Annotated in this window: 20 protein-coding genes and 1 pseudogene; 9 read left to right on the top strand and 12 right to left on the bottom strand. The window is 70.5% G+C overall.

Features of this window, described 5'->3' with window-relative positions:
• Positions 1-404: 404 nt before the first annotated feature.
• Positions 405-2,165: pseudogene (locus PV396_RS23195) on the bottom strand (FAD/NAD(P)-binding protein); the annotation flags it as partial.
• 879 nt (positions 2,166-3,044) lie between these two features.
• Between PV396_RS23195 and PV396_RS23190 the strand changes: the two are divergent.
• Entirely contained in the window at positions 3,045-3,485 is a 441-nt protein-coding gene (locus PV396_RS23190; protein ID WP_319207499.1) for a cell division protein SepF, read from the top strand.
• 38 nt (positions 3,486-3,523) lie between these two features.
• Here PV396_RS23190 and PV396_RS23185 read toward each other — a convergent pair whose 3' ends face one another.
• Positions 3,524-4,720 carry an acyl-CoA dehydrogenase family protein gene (locus tag PV396_RS23185; RefSeq protein WP_319207496.1) on the bottom strand — a complete coding sequence of 399 codons (1,197 nt, stop codon included), beginning with the start codon at positions 4,718-4,720 and terminating at the stop codon, positions 3,524-3,526.
• A gap of 212 nt (positions 4,721-4,932) precedes the next feature.
• Positions 4,933-6,573 (bottom strand): MFS transporter, encoded by a 1,641-nt coding sequence (locus PV396_RS23180; RefSeq protein ID WP_319207495.1) that lies wholly within the window; start codon positions 6,571-6,573, stop codon positions 4,933-4,935.
• Between the two features lie 266 nt (positions 6,574-6,839).
• On the opposite strand from PV396_RS23180, the gene PV396_RS23175 reads away from it, so the two are divergent.
• The gene (locus tag PV396_RS23175; RefSeq protein ID WP_416071465.1) at positions 6,840-8,003 is read left to right on the top strand and encodes a mannosyltransferase family protein; all 1,164 of its coding nucleotides are present in this window, start codon (positions 6,840-6,842) and stop codon (positions 8,001-8,003) included.
• Between the two features lie 222 nt (positions 8,004-8,225).
• The gene (locus PV396_RS23170) at positions 8,226-9,269 is read left to right on the top strand and encodes a phosphatase PAP2 family protein (RefSeq protein ID WP_319207494.1); all 1,044 of its coding nucleotides are present in this window, start codon (positions 8,226-8,228) and stop codon (positions 9,267-9,269) included.
• Positions 9,270-9,293: 24 nt separating this feature from the next.
• Here PV396_RS23170 and PV396_RS23165 read toward each other — a convergent pair whose 3' ends face one another.
• The 3 genes from PV396_RS23165 to PV396_RS23155 all read right to left on the bottom strand — a co-directional run bounded on the left by PV396_RS23165 (position 9,294) and on the right by PV396_RS23155 (position 11,670).
• Positions 9,294-9,506: an I78 family peptidase inhibitor gene (locus tag PV396_RS23165; protein ID WP_319207492.1), complete on the bottom strand. Its 213-nt coding sequence runs from the start codon at positions 9,504-9,506 to the stop codon at positions 9,294-9,296.
• 266 nt (positions 9,507-9,772) lie between these two features.
• On the bottom strand, positions 9,773-10,774 hold the full coding sequence (locus PV396_RS23160; protein WP_416071464.1) for a helix-turn-helix transcriptional regulator: 1,002 nt from the start codon (positions 10,772-10,774) through the stop codon (positions 9,773-9,775).
• 179 nt (positions 10,775-10,953) lie between these two features.
• Positions 10,954-11,670, bottom strand: a complete 717-nt coding sequence (locus tag PV396_RS23155; RefSeq protein ID WP_319207489.1) for a transglycosylase family protein — start codon at positions 11,668-11,670, stop codon at positions 10,954-10,956.
• Positions 11,671-12,208: 538 nt separating this feature from the next.
• Here PV396_RS23155 and PV396_RS23150 point away from each other — a divergent pair.
• On the top strand, positions 12,209-12,982 hold the full coding sequence (locus PV396_RS23150) for a hypothetical protein (RefSeq protein ID WP_319207487.1): 774 nt from the start codon (positions 12,209-12,211) through the stop codon (positions 12,980-12,982).
• Positions 12,983-13,139: 157 nt separating this feature from the next.
• A complete protein-coding gene (locus PV396_RS23145; protein ID WP_319207485.1) occupies positions 13,140-13,574 on the top strand; it encodes a hypothetical protein in 435 nt (144 codons plus the stop codon).
• 62 nt (positions 13,575-13,636) lie between these two features.
• Here PV396_RS23145 and der read toward each other — a convergent pair whose 3' ends face one another.
• The 5 genes from der to aroH form a co-directional block, all read right to left on the bottom strand.
• The gene (der, locus tag PV396_RS23140) at positions 13,637-15,082 is read right to left on the bottom strand and encodes a ribosome biogenesis GTPase Der (RefSeq protein WP_319207482.1); all 1,446 of its coding nucleotides are present in this window, start codon (positions 15,080-15,082) and stop codon (positions 13,637-13,639) included.
• Between the two features lie 99 nt (positions 15,083-15,181).
• Positions 15,182-15,934, bottom strand: coding sequence for a lysophospholipid acyltransferase family protein (locus PV396_RS23135; protein WP_416071463.1), 753 nt, complete (start codon positions 15,932-15,934; stop codon positions 15,182-15,184).
• Positions 15,892-16,569: a (d)CMP kinase gene (gene cmk / locus PV396_RS23130; RefSeq protein WP_319207480.1), complete on the bottom strand. Its 678-nt coding sequence runs from the start codon at positions 16,567-16,569 to the stop codon at positions 15,892-15,894. Before cmk ends, PV396_RS23135 begins: the two co-directional genes overlap by 43 nt.
• A 215-nt stretch (positions 16,570-16,784) precedes the next feature.
• Positions 16,785-17,870, bottom strand: a complete 1,086-nt coding sequence (locus tag PV396_RS23125) for a prephenate dehydrogenase (protein WP_319207478.1) — start codon at positions 17,868-17,870, stop codon at positions 16,785-16,787.
• Positions 17,867-18,229, bottom strand: a complete 363-nt coding sequence (gene aroH, locus PV396_RS23120) for a chorismate mutase (protein ID WP_319207477.1) — start codon at positions 18,227-18,229, stop codon at positions 17,867-17,869. Before aroH ends, PV396_RS23125 begins: the two co-directional genes overlap by 4 nt.
• A gap of 270 nt (positions 18,230-18,499) precedes the next feature.
• Here aroH and PV396_RS23115 point away from each other — a divergent pair, with 270 nt between their 5' ends.
• Genes PV396_RS23115 through PV396_RS23100 form a run of 4 tightly spaced genes read left to right on the top strand, consistent with a single transcriptional unit; the run spans position 18,500 to position 20,990 of the window.
• On the top strand, positions 18,500-19,171 hold the full coding sequence (locus PV396_RS23115) for a hypothetical protein (protein ID WP_319207476.1): 672 nt from the start codon (positions 18,500-18,502) through the stop codon (positions 19,169-19,171).
• Between the two features lie 34 nt (positions 19,172-19,205).
• Complete coding sequence (locus tag PV396_RS23110) at positions 19,206-19,790, top strand: DUF6529 family protein (RefSeq protein ID WP_319207475.1); 585 nt, start codon at positions 19,206-19,208, stop codon at positions 19,788-19,790.
• A complete protein-coding gene (locus tag PV396_RS23105; RefSeq protein ID WP_319207473.1) occupies positions 19,787-20,194 on the top strand; it encodes a Rieske (2Fe-2S) protein in 408 nt (135 codons plus the stop codon). The genes PV396_RS23110 and PV396_RS23105 overlap by 4 nt, the downstream gene beginning before the upstream one ends.
• Before the next feature lie 22 nt (positions 20,195-20,216).
• Positions 20,217-20,990 carry a DNA polymerase beta superfamily protein gene (locus PV396_RS23100; RefSeq protein WP_319207471.1) on the top strand — a complete coding sequence of 258 codons (774 nt, stop codon included), beginning with the start codon at positions 20,217-20,219 and terminating at the stop codon, positions 20,988-20,990.
• Here the strand turns inward: PV396_RS23100 and PV396_RS23095 are convergent.
• Positions 20,916-21,686, bottom strand: coding sequence for a DNA polymerase beta superfamily protein (locus tag PV396_RS23095; RefSeq protein WP_319207469.1), 771 nt, complete (start codon positions 21,684-21,686; stop codon positions 20,916-20,918). The two genes, PV396_RS23100 and PV396_RS23095, sit on opposite strands and share 75 nt — an antisense overlap.

The raw sequence follows: 21,686 nt of genomic DNA, 5'->3' as shown, positions 1-21,686 counted from the left end.
GCGCGCTCGGCAGCCAGTTCGACAGCGCGCCCGGCGACCCGCTCGGCGGCTGATTCGGCAGGGCGCTCTGCGCCCGGTACGCCCGACGGTTCGACAACGCGCTCGACGACCTGCTCGAGATCACCTCCGCCAGCCGGCCCGGCACCACGCCCGGCAACTCCCTCGACGACCGGTTCGGCACCACGCCCCGCAACCCGCCCGACATCACCCCCACCAGCCAGTTCGGCACCACCCCCGCCAGTCGGCCCGACAGCACCCCAGGCACCCCCCTCAGCAACCGGTACCGCAACGTGACCGGCAGCCCGTTCGGCAGTGTGCCCTGGGGTCGGTTCGGCGGCGTGGCCAAGAGTCGGCTCTGCGGCGCGCCCCCTCTTCGGTTCAGCGGCGTGGCCGTTGCCGCGTCGCGCATCGGCGGCGAGCTCTCGCAGGAACGTCAGCGTCGAGCGTGCCGTCGCGTCGTTCTGGCGGAACGCCGGGCCCCCGGTACGCGGCCTGGTGAACGCCCCGGAGCCACGTGCCTCCGTGTGCGGTCCGAGCGCGAAGCGCCGTGGGTGCGGCCGGCCGTGCCCGTCCAGGAGCCGCCCGTCAACGGGGTCCACGGCGAGCAGTCCCTCGGGGGTCACACCGGTCCCGTCGTCGTACAGCTCGCGCGGCAGCGAGTCGCGGGCGCGCTCCAGGGTGGGGTCCGGCAGCCGCGCCTCGACCAGGGCGCGGGCCTCCACCGAGGCACCCGGCACACTCGCTCCGCTCGCCCGGAACACCCCGCCCTCGGCGGTGACCGTCGTGTCGGCGCCGAGGAAGTTGAGGATTCCGGCCCGGGACAGCGCGAGCATCTGCCGCAGCCGGGGTCCCGGCGGCCCGGAGGCGAGGTAACTGAAGAAGCCGTGCCACCAGGACCCGATGTCCCCGAGCCGGACCAGCTGCCCATAGACGGAGAGCAGCCCGAGGAAAACCGCCAGATCCGGGCTGTACGCGGGCTGATGGCGCCTCGTCAGGTCATCCTGGATGTACGTCCGCAGCCCCTCCTGGAGCGCGTCGTACGACGGATACCGCACCCCCTCCAGCGGACGGTCGAGGCCGGCGAGGTCGAGCCGGTCGGCCGGGTCGGGCACGGTCGAGGCGACCAGCACCTCCCGTTCCATCGCGTCGGCGGCGGCGTACTTCTCCTCGAAGTCCGTCCAGGCGCCGCTGGTGCGCTCCGGGTGGACGGTGAACAGCCGGTGGTAGTGCGCGAACCCCAGCTCCTTCTCCACCAGCGGCCAGACGTCCCGCCGGAAGTCGAAGCCGTCCGGCCGAGCGAGCAGCGCGTCCACCTCAGCGGGCCCGAAGAACCGCGGCAGGGGCGGCCGTTCACCGGTCCAGTCGTAGCCGATCTTCGAGTGGTAGGGCACCCCACGCCGCGAGCCGACATACAGCACGGGCTCCCGCCCGGACGGCACGTAGGTCAGCTCCTCCTCGGCATCGCCCTCGTAACGTCCGCCGCGTCCCTCCGTGAGCAGCACCATGAGGTCGACGAAGGCGAGCCCGAAACCGCGCACCAGAACGGGTTCGCCGGGTCGCAGCGCGGACAGGTCGCTGTCGGCGGTGAAGTCGGGCGGCAGATGGACCAGCCCGTTGGTCCGCGCGTACCCGGCCAACTCACTCTGCTCGTCGTCGAGTTCGGCGTCGAGATGACCGAGCGTCAGCACGACGAGGTCGGCGAGCAGCGGCCGGGCGCGCCCCTCCAGCCACACCTGCTGGCGTCCCTCGCGCGCCCCGCCGACCCGCAGGGCGCGCCCCACGTGGTGCCGGACGCGGATGCCGGGCGGCAGGGCGGCCACCGTGTCCTCGTACACCCAGTTCAGATAGGCGCCGAGGCGCTGCCGGTCCGAGAAGACACGGCCGTCGATGTCCGCCCACTCGTGCAGCGTGGGTCCCGGGCGCACCGGGCCCGCCATGGCCACCGTCTCGTCGGTGAACATGGTGACGTCCTGGGCCTGCGAGTTCATCCACAGCAGCGGGGACTGCTCCTGCCGCCAGATCCGGCCGCCGCCCGGCGGATACGGGTCGACAAGATGGATGTCGAGCTCCGAATCCCCGTACAGCTCGGGCGCGTTGGCGGCGATCCGCTCCAGGAGACCGGTCCCTCGGGGGCCGGCCCCGACGATGACAAGAGTCGGCACCACCGGGTCGAGAGGGTGTTCAGGGTCTGCCGGAGGGGCCGAGCCGGCAAAGGTGTCTGAGGACATGCGAAGGCTCCGTGACGCGATAGGTCGAACACGGTGATGCCTTCACACGGGCGCGCGGGGCGCGCGGCACGGCGTACCTGACAGCGGTACGGCGGCACAGTCGGCGCGCGATACGGCCGAGCCCCTCAGCAGGGCCGTCCGTCGACTGTACGACCTCGTTTCCCCTCACTGTCAAGGCTGTCCGAACTGTGAGCGGTTCGTCTCATGTCGGTTGACTCGACTCCGAATGCCTGTTCCACTTGCCCCATGCATCCACAGCAGTGGCTGGTCAAGCGCTCCCACATCGACCTCGGTCGAGTGTGGTCCTCTTCCTGTTGAGCTGACCCCCTGCGCGCCCGCTCGTTTCCGGGCGCCTTTTCGCGTTCTCCCGCGCACTCCACACTTCGCCCGCGCCTTCACACCCGCGCGCCCCTCCCCTCAAGCTCGCCCCCCTCCCTCTTGCCCCACTCCTCTCATAACTCGCCATCGCAGATCTCCCCACCGACGAGAAAGGGCTGACCCGGCGTCACACGAAGCCCGGCAGCGACTGGGCCTGCCCTTACCGCACCTGATCCTCCGTCAGGAAAGCGCACAGGACACCCATTCACCCATACGTCCCAACGCTCACCCATACGCCACGAAGAATCATATTTCACTCTCAGTCAGCAGTCGAACACAGTAAGACCCTTGCGGCGCGGGGCCTCTCGACGAAATGGTTGTGCACCAGTACCGTCACGAAACCCCCGCGCGGCGTCTATTCACTTGGCGCGCCATCCGCATCATGGATGACCATAGGGATGCGGAAAGCATGAGAGACCGCTGTGAGAGGAGGCGTCCATGGGATCGGTACGCAAGGCGAGTGCCTGGCTTGGCCTCGTCGACGACAACGATGACGAGCGTTACTACGACGACGACTACTCCGAGGGAACCGAACAGCCCGGCGATGCCTGGGTAACGGACCCCCGGGTCAAGGTCGCGGGTGAGGTGGCCGAGGAGAAGGGCCGCCGCATCGGCACGGTCACCCCGGACAGCTTCCGGGACGCCCGCGCCATCGGCGAGCTCTTCCGGGACGGCGTCCCGGTCATCGTGAACCTCACCGCCATGGAGCCCGCCGACGCCAAGCGCGTCGTCGACTTCGCCGCAGGCCTCATCTTCGGTCTGCGCGGCTCGATCGAGCGGGTGTCCAACCGCGTGTTCCTGCTGACCCCCGCCGACACGGAGATCATCAGCGGGGAGGCCCAGCCGCACCGCGCGGACGGCTTCTTCAACCAGAGCTGAGCAAGGCCGCTCACCGGCCCCGCCGTCCGTTGTTCAGGTCAGCGGAAGGCGTCAAGTCCGGTGAGCGCCTTGCCCAGCACCAGCTGGTGCATCTCGACGGTGCCCTCGTACGTGAGCACCGACTCGAGGTTCGTCGCGTGCCGCATCACCGGGTACTCGAGTGAGATCCCGTTGGCCCCGAGGATCGTCCGGGCCGTACGACAGATGTCGATGGCCGCTCGTACGTTGTTGAGTTTGCCGAAGCTGACCTGCTCGGGACGCAGGCGGCCGGCGTCCATGCGCCGCCCCAGATGGTGGGCGAGCAGAATCCCCTTGTGCAGCTCGACCGCCATGTCGGCGAGCTTGGCCTGGGTGAGCTGGAACCCCCCGATGGGCCGCCCGAACTGCTCCCGCGTCTTCGCGTAGTCGACCGCGGCCTCGAAACAGGACCGGGCGGCGCCCATGGCACCCCAGACGATCCCGTAGCGGGCGTGGGAGAGACAACTCAGGGGACCACGAAGGCCGGTGACGTCGGGCAGCACGGCGTCGGCGGGCAGTCGCACGCCGTCCATCACCAGCTCACTGGTGACGGAGGCACGCAGGGACCACTTGTGCTTGATCTCGGGCGCGGAGAACCCGGGGGTGTCGGTGGGCACGACGAACCCCCGGATGCCGTCGTCGGTCTGCGCCCACACGACGGCCACGCCCGCGACCGACCCGTTGGTGATCCACATCTTTCGCCCGTTGAGCACCCAGTCGCCGCCGGCGCCGTCGCGCTTGGCGTACGTACGCATGCCTGCGGGGTCGGAGCCGTGGTCGGGCTCGGTCAGCCCGAAGCAGCCGATGACGTCACCGGCGGCCATGCTCGGCAGCCAGTGCTGCTTCTGCTCCTCGCTCCCGAAGGCGTGGATGGCGTACATGGCGAGAGAGCCCTGTACGGAGACAAGGGACCGGATACCGGAGTCGGCGGCCTCCAGCTCCAGGCAGGCGAGACCGTACTGCACGGCGGAGGCGCCGGCGCAGCCGTAGCCGGTGAGCGACATCCCGAGGGCGCCGATGCCGCCCAGCTCACGGGCGAGCCCCCTGATGTCCGGCAGTTCACCCTCCTCGAACCATCCGGCGACATGCGGCACCACCCGGTCCGCCGCCCAGGCCCGCACGGTGTCCCTGATCGCCAGGTCCTCCGCGTCGAGCAGGTCGTCGAGGCCGAGCGGATCGGCGGGATCGAAAGGGGGCAACTTCGCGAACACAGCCACAGGAGCCTCCGGCAACTTAAACTAGCACCGCTAGTTACGACGAACCCGACGGTACCGCACGGTCTCCCACCCACGCACCGCCCGTGCGGGACGTCCAAGAGCTGAACGACCGCCCACCGCAATCCCCCCACGGAACCCAGCCCCAGGACGGCCACCCGCACCCGCCGGCGCTCCCGCATCCCCACAGGCGACGTCCACCGCTCAAGTGACCGTCACGGGTGGTGCGTGGGTGGGAGACCTCCGGCGTTCACACCAACGCACGTCGCCCCCTCACCACCCCGAGGACCAGGCACCCCCACGGCCTCCCCCTCACACTTCATCACCCGCGGCAACCGCAACGCCATCACCGCCCCCAACACCAACAACCCCGCACTCACCACCAACGTCACATGCAGCCCGTGCACAAACGCATCCCGAGCCGCCGCCCGCAGGGCAACCCCAGAAGACCCCCCGAGCCGCCCGGCAACCTCGTACGCCTCTCCCAGCGAATGCCCCGCCGCAACCGACGCCGCCTCCGGAACCCCCCGCACGGACCCCACCCCCGGCGCGTACGCCGCGTTCATCACACTCCCCAGCAGCGCGATCCCTATCCCCGCGCCCAACTGGTACGACGTCTCCCCGATCGCCGCCGCCCCACCCGCCTGCTCCGCCGGAGCCTCGCTCAGCATCGACTCGTACGCCCCGAAGAGCGTCGTCTCCAGCCCGAAGCCCAGCAGCACGAACCCGGCGAGCAACAGCCCCGCGTTGTCCTCCCCGCCCATCGCCGTCAGCAGCAGAACCGCCGCCGCGGTGAGGCAGAACCCGGCGCACACCATCGCCCGCGGCCCGAACCTCCGCAGCAGCCGCGCCCCCACCAGCCCCGCCGCCATCGCCGCGACCGTCAGCGGCAGCAGCCGTAGCCCCGTCTCCAGCGGTGAGAGCTTCAGCACCAGTTGCAGATACTGCGCCGCGATCAGCTCGAGCCCGACCAGCGCGAGCATCGCCAGCACGATGCACCCCACGGACGTACTGAACGCGGGCCGCGCGAACATCCGCAGGTCGACCAGCGGATGCGTACGCCGCCGCTGCCTGCGCACGAACACCACCAGCAGCGCCGCTCCCCCCACCAACGGCAGGACCGTCAGGAAGTTCCCCACGCCCTCTCCGCCGCCCAGCCGCTTCACGCCCAGCACGACCCCGAACAGCCCGCCCGCCGCCGTCAGCGCGCCGACCACGTCCCACGGACCCTCGCTCCGCCCGCCGCGCGACTCGGGCAGCAGCAACCGGCCGACCGGAAGGCTGACCAGCATCAACGGGATGTTGACGAGGAAGACCGACCCCCACCAGAAGTGCTCCAGCAGAAAGCCGCCGAGCAGCGGACCGACCGCCGCGCCCACCGCTGCCACCGCGCTCCAGACACCGATCGCCAGCGCCCGTTCGCGCCGGTCGGGAAAGACCTGGCGAAGGATCGAGAGCGTCGCCGGCATGATCATCGCGCCGCCGACACCCAGCAGCGCCCGCGCCAGGATCAGCAGCTGCGGGCTGCCGGCGAAGGCGGCCATACCGGAGGCGACACCGAAGAGCCCGTACCCGAGGAGCAGGATCCGTCTGCGGCCGACCCGGTCACCGAGCGTGCCGAACAGGATCAACAGCGAGGCGCAGACCAGCGGATAGATGTCGACGATCCAGAGCAGCTCTATCGCGCCGGGCCGGAGATCCTCGCTGACGGCGGGCACCGCCACATGCAGCACGGTCGCGTCGACGGCGACGAGCAGCAGGCTCGTGCACAGGACGAGAAGGACGACCCAGCGGTTGGCGCTCGCCCCGGCCGCCCGGCGGCGCAGCGCGGCGGCAGCCGTGGTCGTCCCGGACATGTACGTACCTCCAAGGTTCCCTCGCGTTCGGCGGTCCGCGGCGGGGTGGGGACTCCCCGGCGGGCTTCGGCTTCGACCGAGGAGGAGCGGTGTCCTCGGTCCGCGCGGCGAAAAGCGAGTGGTCCGACAGCGTACGCGAGTCCTGAGCGGCGAAAAGTGGCGGACCTCTCACCCTCTCCCGGAACCCGTGTGGCCTGCACCACGCCCCCATGGGCCGCACGCTCCCCGCGCCCACCCGTATGTCGCGGACCGCCGATAATCGACCGGTGACAGCTCTTGGCACTCGTGACACCCGCCCGCTCCCCACGCACCCCGCGCTGCCCACGCTCCGCCGAGCCGCGCCCGCCCTCCTCGGGTACGTGGCCGTCCGAGTGCTGGGCCTGCTCGCGCTGGCCGTGTGGAGCGCGGCCCGGGACAAGAGCGCGTACAAGCTGCTGACCGCCCGCTGGGACTCGCTCTGGTACACGCGGGTCGCCGAGCTCGGCTACGGCTATGAGGTGCGCCTCCCGGGCGGTGACGTGCACTCGAACCTCGCCTTCTTCCCGCTGCTGCCCTGGCTGGAGCGGCTTCTGGCGTCCGTATCCCCGATGTCGTACGCCGACGCGGGCTTCGCGGTGAGCGCGCTGGCCTCACTCGCCGCCGCCTGGGGCGTGTTCGCGGTCGCGGACCACGTTTACGGCCGCCGGGCGGGAGTGTGCGCCGTACTGCTGTGGGCGGTGCTGCCGGTGGGGATCGTCCAGTCGATGGCGTACAGCGAGTCACTCTTCACTGCCCTGGCCGCCTGGTCGCTGTACGCGGTCCTCACCGGCCGCTGGCTGACGGCCGGCACCCTGGCCCTGCTGGCCGGCCTGACCCGCCCGGTGGGACTCGCGGTGGTGGCAGCCGTGTGGGCGGCGGCCATCGCCTCGTTCGTACGGGACGGGAGCGCGCCCCGGTGGCGGCGCGCCCTCGGCATGCTGATCGCACCGCTCGGCGCCGCCGGTTACGTCCTGTGGGTCGGCCACCGCACCGGCAAGGGCCCCCTGGGCTATCTGGACGTCCAGGCAGGCTGGCGCAACGGCTTCGACGGCGGCGCCGCCTTCGCCCGTTTCGTCGCCGACAAGTTCACCTCGTTCCCCTCGGCACTGGCCGGAGTCGGACTCATCGTCGGCGTGGCCCTGCTGATCTGGCTGTACGTCACCTGCGTACGGCAGCGCCAGCCCCTGCCTGTGCTGGTGTACGCGGGGGTCGTCACCGTCCTCGCCCTGTGCGCGTCGAGCTACTTCGGCTCGAAACCACGCCTGTTGCTGCCCGCGTTCCCTCTTCTGCTGCCGCTCGCACGGGGGTTGGCCAGGCTGCGTACGTCCAGGTCGGTGCTGGTGACGGGTGTGGCCGCGGTGGCCTCGGCGGTCTACGGGGCGTTCTGGCTGAACGGCTCCGGTCCGCCCTGACCGACCTCCGGGCGAATTCCGGACAAGCACCCGGTGAACCAATTCGAAAGGGCCATAAAACGCCACCGCCGCATGATCAATGGAAAGAAAGGGAAGGCGCGCACGTCGAATAGGGATTCCGGTGAATTGAACATCGCCCTGAGAGCAATCCCACATCACATCGTCATTACAAAGACGCGGATTGGGCGGAGAACTGCGCTCACTCGCTGTAACGTCGATTGCGTGCGTACCGAACGAAACCTCGCCCGTCTGGACCGGGTGTTCGCGAGGCTGGACCGGGAACCGGGACGGCCGACCCTCGACGTGCCGAAGATGAGCCGGCACAGGATCGTGCTCCTTGTCGCGACCCTGGCCTTCTATCTCGCCACCGTGTGGGCCGTAGTGATCACCTCATGGCTGGTCCGGCTCGACTGGCAGGTCATGTTCTTCCGGCCGTACCAGCAGTGGCCGGAGGTGCACGCGTTCCTCGACTACTACGTGGTCCTCGGCCAGCGCGGCCCCACCGCCGTGATGATCTCGGCCTGGCTGGGATGGCGCGCCTGGCGCCAGCACACCCTGCGACCGCTGCTCGTGTTCGGCGCGGCGCTGCTGCTGCTCAACATCACGGTCGGCGCCGCCAAGATCGGCATGGGCCGCCTCGGACCGCACTACGCGACAACCATCGGCTCGAACGAGATGGGCATGGGCGGGGACATATTCCCCAGCGGCCACACCGCGAACGCCGTGGTGACCTGGGGCATCCTGGCCTATCTGGCCTCGACCCCCGGGACCAGGCGCTGGCTGTCCGCCAGTTCGGCGCTGATGTCGCTCGGCGTCGGTCTCACCACGGTCTATCTGGGCACGCACTGGCTGAGCGATGTCGTCCTGGGCTGGGTCGCGGGTCTGCTGGTGCTGCTGGCACTGCCGTGGTGCGAGCCCCTGATCACCCGCGCCGAGACCTGGCTGCTCGACCAGCGCGACCGCAGGCGCGCCCGGGGACGCGGCACCGCGCCCGTACCGGCCGGGGTCGGCTCGCCGGCGCTGCTCAAGCCGCACGCGAGCGCCGAGGAGGAGGCCGCGGCCCGCGAGAACACCACCCCGGCGGCCCGCTCGTCCCGGACGCCCGCGCACCCGGCACACCCCGCGCATCTGGCCCCCGGGCCGCACGCGAGCCGCTCGGAGCGCACACCGGTCACCCCGGTCGGCAGCCGCCGCCCGCCGCACGCGGACCGCGCACCCCGGGCCACCGGTACCCCGTCGACGCGCCCCCTGCCGGGCAACGGCTGACCGCCGGAGGCGCGCCGACCGGCGTCAGCCCTTCCAGCAGCGGGTCACCGTGCCGTCGGTGACCTCGAAGTTGAGCCGCCCGGACCGGTACTCCATGGTGATGATCGCCCCGGGCGGCAGCGACCGCACCGCTGACCAGCCGCGTTCCCTGGCGAGCCGCTCGGCCCGCGCGGAGTCGAGGCCGAGATAGGTGTCCGGATTGTCCTGGGGTTCTTCGGTCGTGGGATTCGGTTCCATGCCCGTCACCGTAGGCGTCACCCGTCCTTCCCGCAGCCATTCGAACGTAATTCGACATGTCTCCGCGGGCCCTCGATAAACCCCACTCAAAGAAGCCGGACAGGAAACTCACGGAGAGTGAATTCCACCGGCCACCCCCGCCGCGACCTCTTACGTTCTTCTTACAGACGCCATACGTGGTGATGCCACGCGTCTTCACACCATCCCGGCGACAGAACACATAAAACACCCACGACTTCCACACAAAGCCCCCGCACCGCACCTGCTCACCCCTGCTTCTCCCCCGGCCCGCTTCCGGGAAGCGGCGACCGCGCCATCGCACGGGACAGCCGGTCCCGGGAGGTCCTGATCACGTCGACGAGTTCCGCGGGCTCCAGCACCTCGAACTCGAAGCCCATCAGCATGACGTGGATGACCATCACCTCGAGGCTCGCGGCCCCGGTGCGCAGCAGACAGGCCTCCTCGCCGTCCGGTTCCAGCGTCCCGGCGGAGGGCGAGATCCGCGCGGCGGCCTCCTCGACGGGCGCCAGCAGCCGCACGACGGCCTGCGAGGCGTACGCGCGCGTGGAGACGCCCTTGGAGACGTAGGCGGCGAGATCACCGGCGGGAGGTGTCCGTGGGGCGAAGCGCGGCCCGTGCGGCGGCTTCGGCGTGATGCGGTCCACCCGGAACGTACGCCAGTCGACTCGGTCGACGTCCCAGGCGACCAGGTACCAGCGCCGCTCGGTGCACACCAGCCGGTGCGGTTCGACGGTACGGCGGGACACGGCCCCTTCGTGTCCCCGGTACTCGAAGCGCAGCCGTTCCGTGTCCCGGCAGAGGTGGGCGAGTTCGGTGAGGACGGCCGGGTCCACGGCGGAGGGCTGCGGTCCGCGCAGCATCGGCACGGTGAAGGCGTTCAGGGCGCCGACCCGTCGGCGGAGCCGGTCGGGCAATACCTGTTCGAGCTTGGCCAGCGCCCGTACGGAGGTCTCGCCGATCCCCTCGATGCCCTGTCCGGCGGCGGTCCGCAGCCCGACGGCCACGGCGACGGCCTCGTCGTCGTCCAGCAGCAGCGGCGGCAGTTCGGCGCCGGCGCCGAGCCGATAACCGCCGCCGGTGCCCGGACTGGCGTCCACGGGATAGCCGAGGTCGCGCAGCCGGTCCACGTCCCGGCGGACGGTACGCGGGGTCACGCCGAGGCGGCCCGCCAGGTCGGCGCCGGACCATTCGCGGTGGGCCTGGAGCAGCGAGAGCAGACGCAGCAGCCGTGCCGAGGTCTCCAACATGGGCCCGAGTCTGCCAGCGATCGAGGACAGCGACTGTCCTCAACGTTCCTGGCCGCTGTCCCGAGGCCAACTGCGGTGCGTCGAAAGGGCTCGGCCGCGAACGCGGGTGCCCCACCCGGTCCGGGGACGGACGGGATGGGGCACAGTGCCGGCATGGTGCCGGAAGCGAAGGAGGCGGCTCAGAAGTCGAGCTGCTGTCCCGGCACGATCAGGTTGGGATCGCCGCCGATGACAGCCTTGTTGGTGGCGTAGAGGTGCTGCCAGGTCGTCGTGTACCGGGCGGCGATGCCGCTCAGGGTGTCGCCCTGGCGGACGGTGTAGTCGCCTCGGGACGAGCTGCGGCCCGTGTGGGCCGGCGAACGCTCCGGCGCCTTGGACGGCGCCTTCGACACCACGGACTCACCGGAACCGGTGGCCTTCTTGACCGACCGCTCGCTGGACGACTTGGCCGACTTCTTCGTCGACTTGGTGGCGGTCGAACCGGAGCCCGATGCAGAACCCGAGTCGGCGCCCGATACCGCGGGAGCGCTCCCGCCGGCCCCCGCTCGCGCCGAACAGGTCGGCCACGCGCCCCAACCCTGGGCGCCCTGGACCTTGGTGGCGACGGCGATCTGCTGGGACCTGCTGGCGCCGTCGGCGGTGGCCGCGTAGGCCGTCCCGCCGTAGGCGCGCCAGGTGCTCGCGGAGAACTGGAGCCCTCCGTAGTAGCCGTTGCCGGTGTTGATGTGCCAGTTGCCGCCGCTCTCGCACTGGGCGATGCGGTCCCACACCCCGCTGTCCGCCGCCGCGGCGTTGCCTGTCGCGGCCAGTAGTCCGAGCGGAGCGAGCAGTGCGGCTCCGGCGAGGACCGCCGTCTTGCGGGACTTGCGGGTGTAACTATCGGCACATTCGGACATGTAGTTCCCTCTCCACAGACCCGGGCTCCCCGTGACCGGGCGTGTCGACCACGCAGGAACGCGGTCGGCACGCTCCGCCCCGTCCGTCGGCGGTGGTGCTGCGCGGTGTCTGGTTCTGCGCGGCCGACGGAACTGCCCGAGCGGTGCTAGGTGCACCCGGCGGAGGAATCTATGGACCGCGACATGGCGATATCAACCAACTCCCTGTTGTCCCAGGCCAGTTCGCGGTTACCGTGGGTATCGGCGAAATCTGGCCACCCACTTCATTCGCTCATTTCCTGATTTATCAACCAGCTACTCGGACAAACTGTGAGTCAGTTCACCAAACCAACTTCCGTAACCCGTCCGTTACTTGACTTTGAGTAGTCAATTCAACACTCACCGTGACCATGCGCGCAGGTTGGTTCGATTCCGTTCGCCGTGCAGCGTGACCCCTGCCACAGATCGCCCGTTGTCATCTTCATGAGCCTGGGCTGTCCGGGTTCACCGGCCGGGGCGACCCGGCCCCGCCACGCACCGCATCCCGAGGGAGCCACCCGTGCCGCGCATGCTCGATGTCAGCGACGAGGTCCGCGCCGAGATCGGCGACGAAGAAGCCGACCGGCTGCTCGCCGGCGACAACGCACCGGGCAGTTACGACTGCACGTCCTGCCGCACGCCGGGCGACTCCGCCCAGGAGCGCACCAGCACCGTCCTCTTCATCGGGGACGAGACCGCCGTCCTCGCCTTCGCCCATGCGGGCTGCCTGCCGTCGCAGGTCGTCCAGGTCACCGAGGAGCAGCTCCAGGGCGCGGTCCGCTCCATCAACGCAGACGAGGAGGCCCCGATGGCCGCACCCGAGCAGGCCGTGCTGGGGGTCACCAGCGGACTCGTACTGATCGAGGGCGAGTTGCACCCCGCTCTGGTCGTCGAACCGACCGCCCCCATCGTCCGCCCCGGCGCTACGGGCGCCGGTGACGACTTCCTGCCGCTCCTCATCGAGCAGGGCTTCATGCCGCTGACCGAGCTGACGGAGGTGCCGCCCGTGCTGCACGGCTGGTCGGTGCTGCTCGCCGCGGGCCAGCTGCACGCCGTACTCCAGCCGGGCCCGAACGGCGGGACCCCGGTGGCCTGGTGGCAGGCGCACCAGCCGCTCCAGGTCACCGAGAGCTGGCGGGCCGCCGCGAACAAGCACCAGCAGGTGCTGATGTTCGCGGCACCGGTCGGCTCGATCGGGCGCCAGCCCCGCGAGGACCTGCTGCGGGACGCGTTGGACAAGGCGGCGGGGATCGGGAAGCTGGTCGCCAGCGCTTTGCCTCTGGCGGGGACGTGACGCCGTAGACCGGGGGTGGCCCGGGTAGTTGGCGGCGTGCGGTTGAGTGTGGCTGGTCGCGCAGTTCCCCGCGCCCCTGCAGGGGGGCGCTTCGCGCACCCCTGCAAAGTCAGGGTCGCGGCCGCATCTGTTGGGGGGTGGGGTCGTTTGGAGGTGTGTGCACACCTACCACGTCCCCCGCCGCCAGTCCTACCCCAGCGGCCCATCGGCCACGCCGATCTACGACGCGCTGTACGCGGAGTACGGCAAGTCCTTCCGCTCGCTGCCGGGTGACCGCAGCGGCGAGGACGAGCTGGACTTCGCGGCGTTCGGGACCCATCCGGACGGCCTCACCCCGTACGGCGGCTCGTTCGGCTCGAACTCGGGCTCGTACAGCGCCTACAGCGCGGGGGCGTTCAGCGCGCGCCACGGCGGTCAGGGCGGCGGTCAGCAGTCCGTGTGGCAGCGGGTCGGTCAACTCGACGCGCAGCAGGGGCAGCCGGCGACCCCGCCCCCGACCGTCGTATGGCCCACGGGTGGACGACAACAGCACTACACCGGGATGACCCACATCCCGGCGGCCCTGCCACCGGGCCCGCGCCGGGGCCTGTGAGCACCACCCGCGCATGACTGAGGGGCGACTCCACCCGGAGCCGCCCCTCAGTTGTGGACCTGCTACTTCTTCTTGCCGCGCTTCTCGCGCACCCGCACCGAGATGTGGATCGGCGTGCCGTCGAAGCCGAACTCCTCGCGCAGTCGGCGCTCCACGAATCGGCGGTAGCCGGCCTCGATGAAGCCGGAGGCGAAGAGCACGAACCGCGGCGGCTTGGTGCCCGCCTGCGTGCCGAACAGGATGCGCGGCTGCTTGCCGCCCCGGACCGGGTGCGGGTGGGCGGCGACCAGTTCGCCGAGGAAGGCGTTCAGCCGGCCCGTCGGAACCCGGGTCTCCCAGCCCGCGAGGGCGGTCTCGATCGCGGGGACCAGCTTCTCCATGTGCCGTCCGGTGCGCGCCGAGACATTGACGCGGGGCGCCCACGCCACCTGGGCGAGCTCGGTCTCGATCTCCCGCTCCAGGTAGTAGCGGCGCTCCTCGTCGAGCGTGTCCCACTTGTTGTACGCGAGGACGATCGCACGGCCCGCGTCGACGGCCATGGTGACGATCCGCTGGTCCTGGATGGAGATGTTCTCGGAGCCGTCGATCAGGATGACGGCGACCTCGGCCTTCTCCACGGCGGCGGCCGTACGCAGCGAGGCGTAGTAGTCGGCGCCCTGCTGGAGGTGGACCCGCTTGCGGATGCCCGCCGTGTCGATGAACTTCCAGGTGACGCCGCCGAGTTCGATCAGCTCGTCGACCGGGTCACGGGTGGTGCCCGCCATCTCGTTGACGACGACGCGCTCCTGGCCCGCCACCTTGTTCAGCAGCGAGGACTTGCCGACGTTCGGGCGGCCGATGAGGGCGATGCGGCGCGGGCCGCCGACCCCGGCGCCGAAGGTCTGCGCGGGCGCCTCGGGCAGCGCCTCCAGGACGGCGTCCAGCATGTCGCCAGTGCCACGGCCGTGCAGCGAGGAGACGGGGTGCGGTTCGCCGAGCCCGAGGGCCCACAGGGCGGTGGCGTCGGCCTCGCCGCTCGGCCCGTCGACCTTGTTGGCGCACAGCACGACGGGCTTGCCCGCCTTGCGCAGCAGCCGGACGACCGCTTCGTCGGTGTCGGTCGCGCCGACCTTGGCGTCGACGACGAAGACGACCGCGTCGGACGCCTCGATCGCGTACTCGGCCTGCGCGGCCACGGAGGCGTCGATACCGAGGACGTCCTGCTCCCAGCCGCCGGTGTCGACGACCTTGAAGCGCCGCCCGGACCATTCGGCCTCGTAGGTGACACGGTCGCGGGTGACGCCGGGCTTGTCCTCGACGACGGCCTCACGGCGCCCGATGATGCGGTTGACGAGCGTCGACTTGCCGACGTTCGGCCGCCCGACGACGGCGAGGACGGGCAGCGGACCGTGTCCCGCCTCGTCGATCGCGCCCTCGACATCCTCGATGTCGAAGCCCTCTACCGCGGCGAGCTCCATGAACTCCGCGTACTCGGCATCGCCGAGCTCTCCGTGCTCGTGGTCGTTCATGAAGTGCGTACCTCGTTCATCGTGGTGATCGGTGGAACCCCCTGTTGTCGGGCGATCCACTACTCGAACTGCTCAGGCAGTCAGTTGGTCAAGTGTCTCTCAGCGCTCAGCGGGGCGCCCGGCGTTTTCCTGACGGCCGGTGAGCCGTCTGGCGTTCTCCAGGTGCGCGGTGAGCTGCTTCTGAATGCGTACGGTCGCCTCGTCCAGCGCCGCACGCGTACGCCGCCCGGTGCCGTCGCCCGCCTCGAACGGGTCACCGAAGACCACGTCGACGCGGCTGCGCAGCGCGGGCAGCCCCTTTATCAACCGTCCGGGCCGGTCGGTGCTTCCCAGTACGGCCACGGGCACGACGGGGGCCCCGCTGCGCACCGCGAAGTAGGCGAGCCCGGCGCGCAGCGCGGCGAAGTCGCCCTCGCCCCGGCTGCCCTCGGGAAAGATCCCGAGCACCCCGCCGTTCGCCAGTACCCCGAGGGCCTGGGAGATCGCCGTGCGGTCGGCGGTCGAGCGGTCCACCTTCACCTGGCCGAGGGCGTGCATGGCGGGCCCGAGCGGACCGATGAACGCCTCCTTCTTGACCAGGAAGTGGGAGGCCCGGGGTGCCACACCGATGACCATCGGGCCGTCGATGTTGTGCGAGTGGTTGACGGCGAGGATCACCGGACCGGTCGCGGGAACCTTCCAGGAGCCGAGGACACGCGGCTTCCACAGCCCGTACATCAGCCCGACGCCGATACGCCGCCCCACCTCGGCACCCCGCGCCGTAGGAGCCTCGGCCCCCTTGGAATCCCCGGACGCCTTGGACGAAACGCTCACTTCGCGTCCCGCTTCTCCTCGACAAGGGTGACGACGCACTCGATGACCTGCTGGAGGGTCAGCTCGGAGGTGTCCACCTCGACCGCGTCGTCCGCCTTGGCGAGCGGCGAGGTCTTACGGCTGGAGTCGGCCGCGTCCCGCTTCAGCAGCGCCTCACGGGTGGCGTTGACGTCGGCGCCCTTCAGCTCACCGCTGCGCCGGGCGGCACGAGCCTCCGGGGAGGCCGTGAGGAAGATCTTCAGATCGGCGTCGGGCAGCACGGTCGTCCCGATGTCCCGCCCCTCGACGACTATCCCCTTCTCGGCGGACGCGGCGATGGACCGCTGCAGCTCGGTGATCAGGACACGCACCTCCGGTACGGCGCTCACCGCGCTGACCTTGGAGGTGACCTCCTGGGTGCGGATCGGCCCGCCGACGTCGGTGCCGTCCACGGTGATCGTCGGGTTCCCCGGATCCGTACCGGAGACGATCTCGGCCTTGCCGGCCACAGCGGCGATCGCGGAGGGGTCCGAGATGTCGATCCCGTTGTTCACCATCCACCAGGTGATCGCCCGGTACTGGGCCCCGGTGTCCAGGTAGCTCAGCCCGAGCTGCGCGGCAACGGCCTTGGACGTGCTCGACTTGCCTGTGCCGGAGGGCCCGTCGATGGCGACAATCACTGCGGCGCGATCCACTGTGGAGGCACCTTTCCTGGTCCGGGGTGGTGGGACGGGGACGCAAGGCGCCCCGGACAAGGTTACTGGGTACGAGTCACTCGTCCGGCCGCACGCCCAACCAGCCCGTCCGGCGTTTGAGGACGAGCGCGTTCAGCGCGAAGGGGGGGTCTGGGGCACAGCCCCCAGGAACGGGATGGGACGGGTAGGGGCGGCGGGGGCGAAACAAACCCCACCTACTGCCGAATAGCCCACCCGCGCTCCCGCAGCGCGGCGCTCAGCACCGGCGCCGCCTTCGGCTCCACCATCAACTGCACAAGCCCCGCCTGCTGCCCCGTCGCGTGCTCGATGCGCACGTCCTCGATATTGACCCCCGCCCGCCCCGCGTCGGCGAAGATACGGGCCAGCTGCCCGGGCTGGTCGTCGATGAGCACAGCCACGACCTCGTAGACCCGCGGAGCGGACCCGTGCTTGCCGGGCACCCGCACCTGCCCCGCGTTCCCGCGCCGCAGCACGTCCTCGACCCCGGTGACGCCCTCGCGGCGCTTCGCCTCGTCGGAGGACTGGAGGGACCGCAGCGCCTGGACCGTCTCCTCCAGGTCGGCGGCGACATCGGTGAGGAGGTCGGCGACCGGCCCGGGGTTGGCGGAGAGGATGTCGATCCACATGCCGGGGTCGGACGCGGCGATCCGGGTCACGTCCCGGATGCCCTGCCCGCACAGCCGTACGGCCGCCTCCTCCGCGTTCTCCAGTCGCGCCGCGACCATGCTGGAGACCAGGTGGGGCATGTGGGAGACGAGGGCCACGGCACGGTCGTGGGCGTCCGCGTCCATGACGACGGGGACGGCACGGCAGTGCGAGACCAGCTCGAGGGCGAGGTTCAGCACCTCGGTGTCGGTGTCGCGGGTCGGCGTCAGCACCCAGGGACGGCCCTCGAAGAGGTCGCCGGTCGCGGCCAGCGGCCCGGACTTCTCCCGCCCCGACATGGGGTGCGAGCCGATGTACGACGCCAGGTCGAGGCCCAGCGCCTCCAGCTCGCGGCGCGGACCGCCCTTGACGCTGGCCACGTCGAGGTAGCCGCGCGCGACACCCTGGCGCATCGCGTCGGCGAGGACGCCGGCCACGTACGCGGGCGGCGCGGCGATGATCGCGAGGTCGACCGGTCCCTCCGGTGCCTCGTCCGTGCCGGCGCCCAGGGCGGCGGCCGTACGGGCCTGCTCGGGGTCGTGGTCGGCGAGGTGGACGATGACGCCGCGTGAGACGAGGGCGAGCGCGGCGGACGTACCGATGAGGCCCGTGCCGATGACGAGTGCGGTTCTCACTGGGCGATGTCCTTGCGAAGCGCCCCCGCGGCACCGAGGTAGACGTGCGCGATGTCGGCGCGGGGGATGTCGGACTCGATGTGCGCGAGTATCCGGACCACCCGGGGCATCGCGCCCTCGATGTCCAGTTCCTGGGCGCAGATCAGCGGTACGTCGACGATGCCGAGCTTGCGGGCCGCGGCGGCCGGGAAGTCGCTGTGCAGGTCGGGGGTGGCCGTGAACCAGATGCTGATCAGGTCGTCCGCGGTGAGGCCGTTGCGTTCCAGGACCTCGGTGAGCAGTTCGCTGACCCGCTCGTCCATGTGCCCGGCCTCGTCCCGATCCAGTTGGACGGCGCCCCGGACCGCTCGTACCGCCACGGTGATGCTCCTCGCTGATGTACGTGGTGCGAGCTGATCCACTTGTTCGGTTGCCGGATCGGCTCCTGGTGCGTCCAGCCTAGTCAGCCGGGCCGGAACGGATGTGCGGAGCCCGCCCGCTGAGACGCTCCGCGCGACTGGCGCCGAGCTCTGCCAATGTCACCCGATTCGCCCCAATCCGCGACTTGGCGTACGAACACGCCCGTGCGCCCTGGACGCGGGGCCCCGGGTCCGCTCTCATGGCAGGAAGCTCGCCTCGGGGGAGGCCCCATGAAGCGCACCGGACCGCTTTTCACACTGCTCGCGGGGCTGTTGTTGGCCCTGTTCATGCTGTCGCTCAATGCGACGACAGGGACCAGGCAGGCATCCCAGTACGACGCCGACTCACCCGCCGACAAGGTGTCACCGTCGTCGGCACCCACGGCCACGAAGACGTCCCCGACGCCCACCCCGTCCGCGTCGCCCACCAGGGCTCCCGCGCCGAACGCCGACTACGCGGGCCGTACGGACGACGACTCCTCCGCGGTGTCGGTCTCGCTGCGCGACGGCAGGGCGATCGCCTACTTCTGCGACGGCCGTGACAAGGAGTCGTGGCTGAAGGGCGATGTCGAGGCCGACGGTTCCATGAAGCTCACCGGCAAGGGCAAGTCCGTACTCAACGGCACCCTCAAGGGGAAGAGCATCCGCGGCACGGTCGACATCGAGGGCGGGCACTACGCCTTCACCGCGGACAAGGCGGTCAAGCCGTCGGGGCTCTACCGGGCGACCGCGACCGTACGGGACGCCAAGATCGACGGCGGCTGGATCGTGCTGTCCACCGGGGACCAGGTCGGCATCCTCAACCGCGACGGCAAGCCCTCCCCCGCGCCCCGGATCGACCCGGAGACCGGCGCGGTGACGATCGACGGGCAACAACTGACGGCCCGCCCGGTCACCCCGTGAAGCACCGCCTCCGCCCAGGGACAGGGAGCCGACCATGACCGTGGACCCCAACGCCGCAACCCAGAGCTTCCCTCCGCGTCCGCCCGCCCCCGGCGGCCCGAGCGCGGCCCGCTATCTCGTCCCGGCCCTCGTCGCCGCCGCGGTGGCGGTGGCCCTCGGCGCGTACGGCAAGGTCCACGACCCGGCGGGCACCGCGTTCAACCTGGCCGGGTTCAGCAGCACCGGCGCGGTGAAGTCCTGGCTCGCGACGACGGCCTTCGGCTTCGCGCTCGTCCAGGTCGTGTCGGCGCTCATGGTGTACGGGAAGCTGCCGGGCCCGAGCTGGTCGGCGACGCTGCACCGCTGGTCCGGGCGGATCGCGTTCCTGGTGATGGTTCCGGTGGCAGTGCACTGTCTGTACGCATTCGGATTTCAAACATACGATTCACGCGTGATGTTGCACTCTCTCCTGGGTTGCTTCGTCTTCGGCGTTTTCAGTGCGAAGATGCTGCTGCTTCGCTGGGATCGACTGCCCGGCTGGCTGTTGCCGGTCGTCGGCGGACTGGTCTTCACCGTCCTGACCATCGTCTGGCTCACTTCCGCCCTCTGGTTCTTCCGCACCTTCGGAGTGACGACATGACGCACGGCCCGACGCGACGCACGATCCTCCTCGCGACGGGCGCGGCGGCGCTCACGGCGGGATGCAGCGAGTACGGCGACGAATCGTCGTCCTCGTCGGTCTCCGCCGGCTCCCCCGGACAGGAGCTGGCCACGACGGCCGACATCCCGGTGGGCGGCGGCACGATCTTCAAGGACGAGCAGGTCGTGGTGACGCAGCCGAAGGAGGGCGAGTTCAAGGCCTTCACGTCGATCTGCACGCACCAGCAGTGCCCCGTGGCCAACGTCGAGGGCGGCACCATCAACTGCACCTGCCACGGCAGCAAGTTCAACATCACGGACGGTTCGGTGGCCCACCCGCCGGCGACGCGACCGCTGGCCGAGAAGAAGATCACGGTGGCGGGAAATTCGATCCGCCTGGCGTGACGTACGCGCGTACGCTCCCGGAATGCGCCCCCATCCCGGCCCCGAGAACCCTGTCGGACCCGAGACCCTCGTAAGTGATCACACGGTCTACGCCTGTGTGATGGGTTCCCGCGCCTTCGGTCTGGCGACGGACGGCAGCGACACGGACCGGCGCGGGGTGTTCCTCGCGCCCACTCCCCTGTTCTGGCGCTTCGAGAAGCCCCCCACGCATGTGGAGGGCCCCGCGGAGGAACAGTTCAGCTGGGAGCTGGAACGCTTCTGCACGCTGGCTCTGCGGGCCAACCCGAACATCCTGGAGTGCCTCCACTCTCCTCTCGTGGAGCACGTCGACGACACCGGCCGCGAACTCCTCGCCCTGCGCGGGGCGTTCCTCTCCCGCCAGGCACACGAGACGTTCGCACGTTACGCGCTCGGCCAGCACAAGAAGCTCGAGGCCGATGTCCGCGTCCATGGCGCCCCGCGCTGGAAGCACGCGATGCACCTGCTGCGCCTGCTGATGACCTGCCGTGACCTGCTGCGCACGGGCACACTGACGATCGACGTCGGCGACGAGCGCGGCCCGCTGCTGGCGGTGAAGCGGGGCGAGGTGCCCTGGCCGGAGGTCGAGTCGCGTATGAACCGGCTCGCCGAGGAAGCCGAGCGGGCCTACCACCGCAGTCCGCTCCCCCAGGAACCGGATTTCCGCCGCGTCGAGGACTTCCTCGTCCGCACCCGCCGTGCCTCAGCCCGTCGAGCGGACCCGTACGACGAAGTCGTGCAGGGCGTCGTACGCGGCCGGGGCGTCCGGCAGCCCTGAAGCGGCCTGCGCCTCGTCGAGCACGCGGTGCAGCCGCTCCACATCGGCCGCCACGCGCGCGTGGTCGACGTCGGCCGCCCCGTGTTCGTGCTCGGCCTTGGCCGCGACCAGCTCCGGCAGATACGCGGGCGCCTCGCCGATCTCCCCGACGAGCGTGGGCAGATGGGCCTGCACCTCGCCCGCGCGCATCAGGTGGATGCCGGTGAGCAGCACGCGGAACGTGTAGAGCAGCGGCTTCAGTTCGCCCGTCTTCTCGAAGAGCCGCCACTGCGTCACCGCGAAGCCCCGGTAGTGGTGCGCGTGGTGGCTGGTGATGACGCCCGGGGCGAGCGCGACGAGTTCCCCGTGCGTGTCGGACGTGTGCACGACCAGCGGAGACAGCAGCTGCTCCAGCACATAGCCGTTGCGGCGCAGCATGAGCCGTACGAACTTGCGCAGATCGTGGGTGACCAGGTCCAGCTCGACGCCGTCCCGCTCCCACATCCGCGACCGGGTTTCCTCGGGCTCGCGCAGTCCGACGAGGTCGGCGGTCGGCAGCAGGTGGACGCCCCTGAGGTCCACGTCCGAGTCACGGGACGGGAAACCGTAGAGGTGTGCGCCGGAGACCGTGGCGAAGAGCACCGGGTCGGGCTGCTCGGCGACCACCGACGTGAGGTCGAGATCGGGGAGTTCGGTGAGAACCGGCGCGTCGTTCAT

The sequence above is a fragment of the Streptomyces sp. ME02-8801-2C genome, from assembly GCF_033793965.1.
In the GTDB taxonomy this organism is placed as follows: domain Bacteria; phylum Actinomycetota; class Actinomycetes; order Streptomycetales; family Streptomycetaceae; genus Streptomyces.
This window is presented reverse-complemented; position numbering and strand designations above follow the sequence as displayed.

What these genes read in the sequence shown, in the direction of transcription:
- PV396_RS23190 (WP_319207499.1), top strand. Translation starts at nt 3,045, where the DNA reads ATGGGATCGGTACGCAAGGCGAGTGCCTGGCTTGGCCTCGTCGACGAC.
- PV396_RS23180 (WP_319207495.1), bottom strand. Translation starts at nt 6,573, where the DNA reads ATGTCCGGGACGACCACGGCTGCCGCCGCGCTGCGCCGCCGGGCGGCC.
- PV396_RS23165 (WP_319207492.1), bottom strand. Translation starts at nt 9,506, where the DNA reads ATGGAACCGAATCCCACGACCGAAGAACCCCAGGACAATCCGGACACC.
- PV396_RS23160 (WP_416071464.1), bottom strand. Translation starts at nt 10,774, where the DNA reads ATGTTGGAGACCTCGGCACGGCTGCTGCGTCTGCTCTCGCTGCTCCAG.
- PV396_RS23155 (WP_319207489.1), bottom strand. Translation starts at nt 11,670, where the DNA reads ATGTCCGAATGTGCCGATAGTTACACCCGCAAGTCCCGCAAGACGGCG.
- der (WP_319207482.1), bottom strand. Translation starts at nt 15,082, where the DNA reads ATGAACGACCACGAGCACGGAGAGCTCGGCGATGCCGAGTACGCGGAG.
- PV396_RS23115 (WP_319207476.1), top strand. Translation starts at nt 18,500, where the DNA reads ATGAAGCGCACCGGACCGCTTTTCACACTGCTCGCGGGGCTGTTGTTG.
- PV396_RS23110 (WP_319207475.1), top strand. Translation starts at nt 19,206, where the DNA reads ATGACCGTGGACCCCAACGCCGCAACCCAGAGCTTCCCTCCGCGTCCG.
- PV396_RS23105 (WP_319207473.1), top strand. Translation starts at nt 19,787, where the DNA reads ATGACGCACGGCCCGACGCGACGCACGATCCTCCTCGCGACGGGCGCG.
- PV396_RS23100 (WP_319207471.1), top strand. Translation starts at nt 20,217, where the DNA reads ATGCGCCCCCATCCCGGCCCCGAGAACCCTGTCGGACCCGAGACCCTC.
- PV396_RS23095 (WP_319207469.1), bottom strand. Translation starts at nt 21,686, where the DNA reads ATGAACGACGCGCCGGTTCTCACCGAACTCCCCGATCTCGACCTCACG.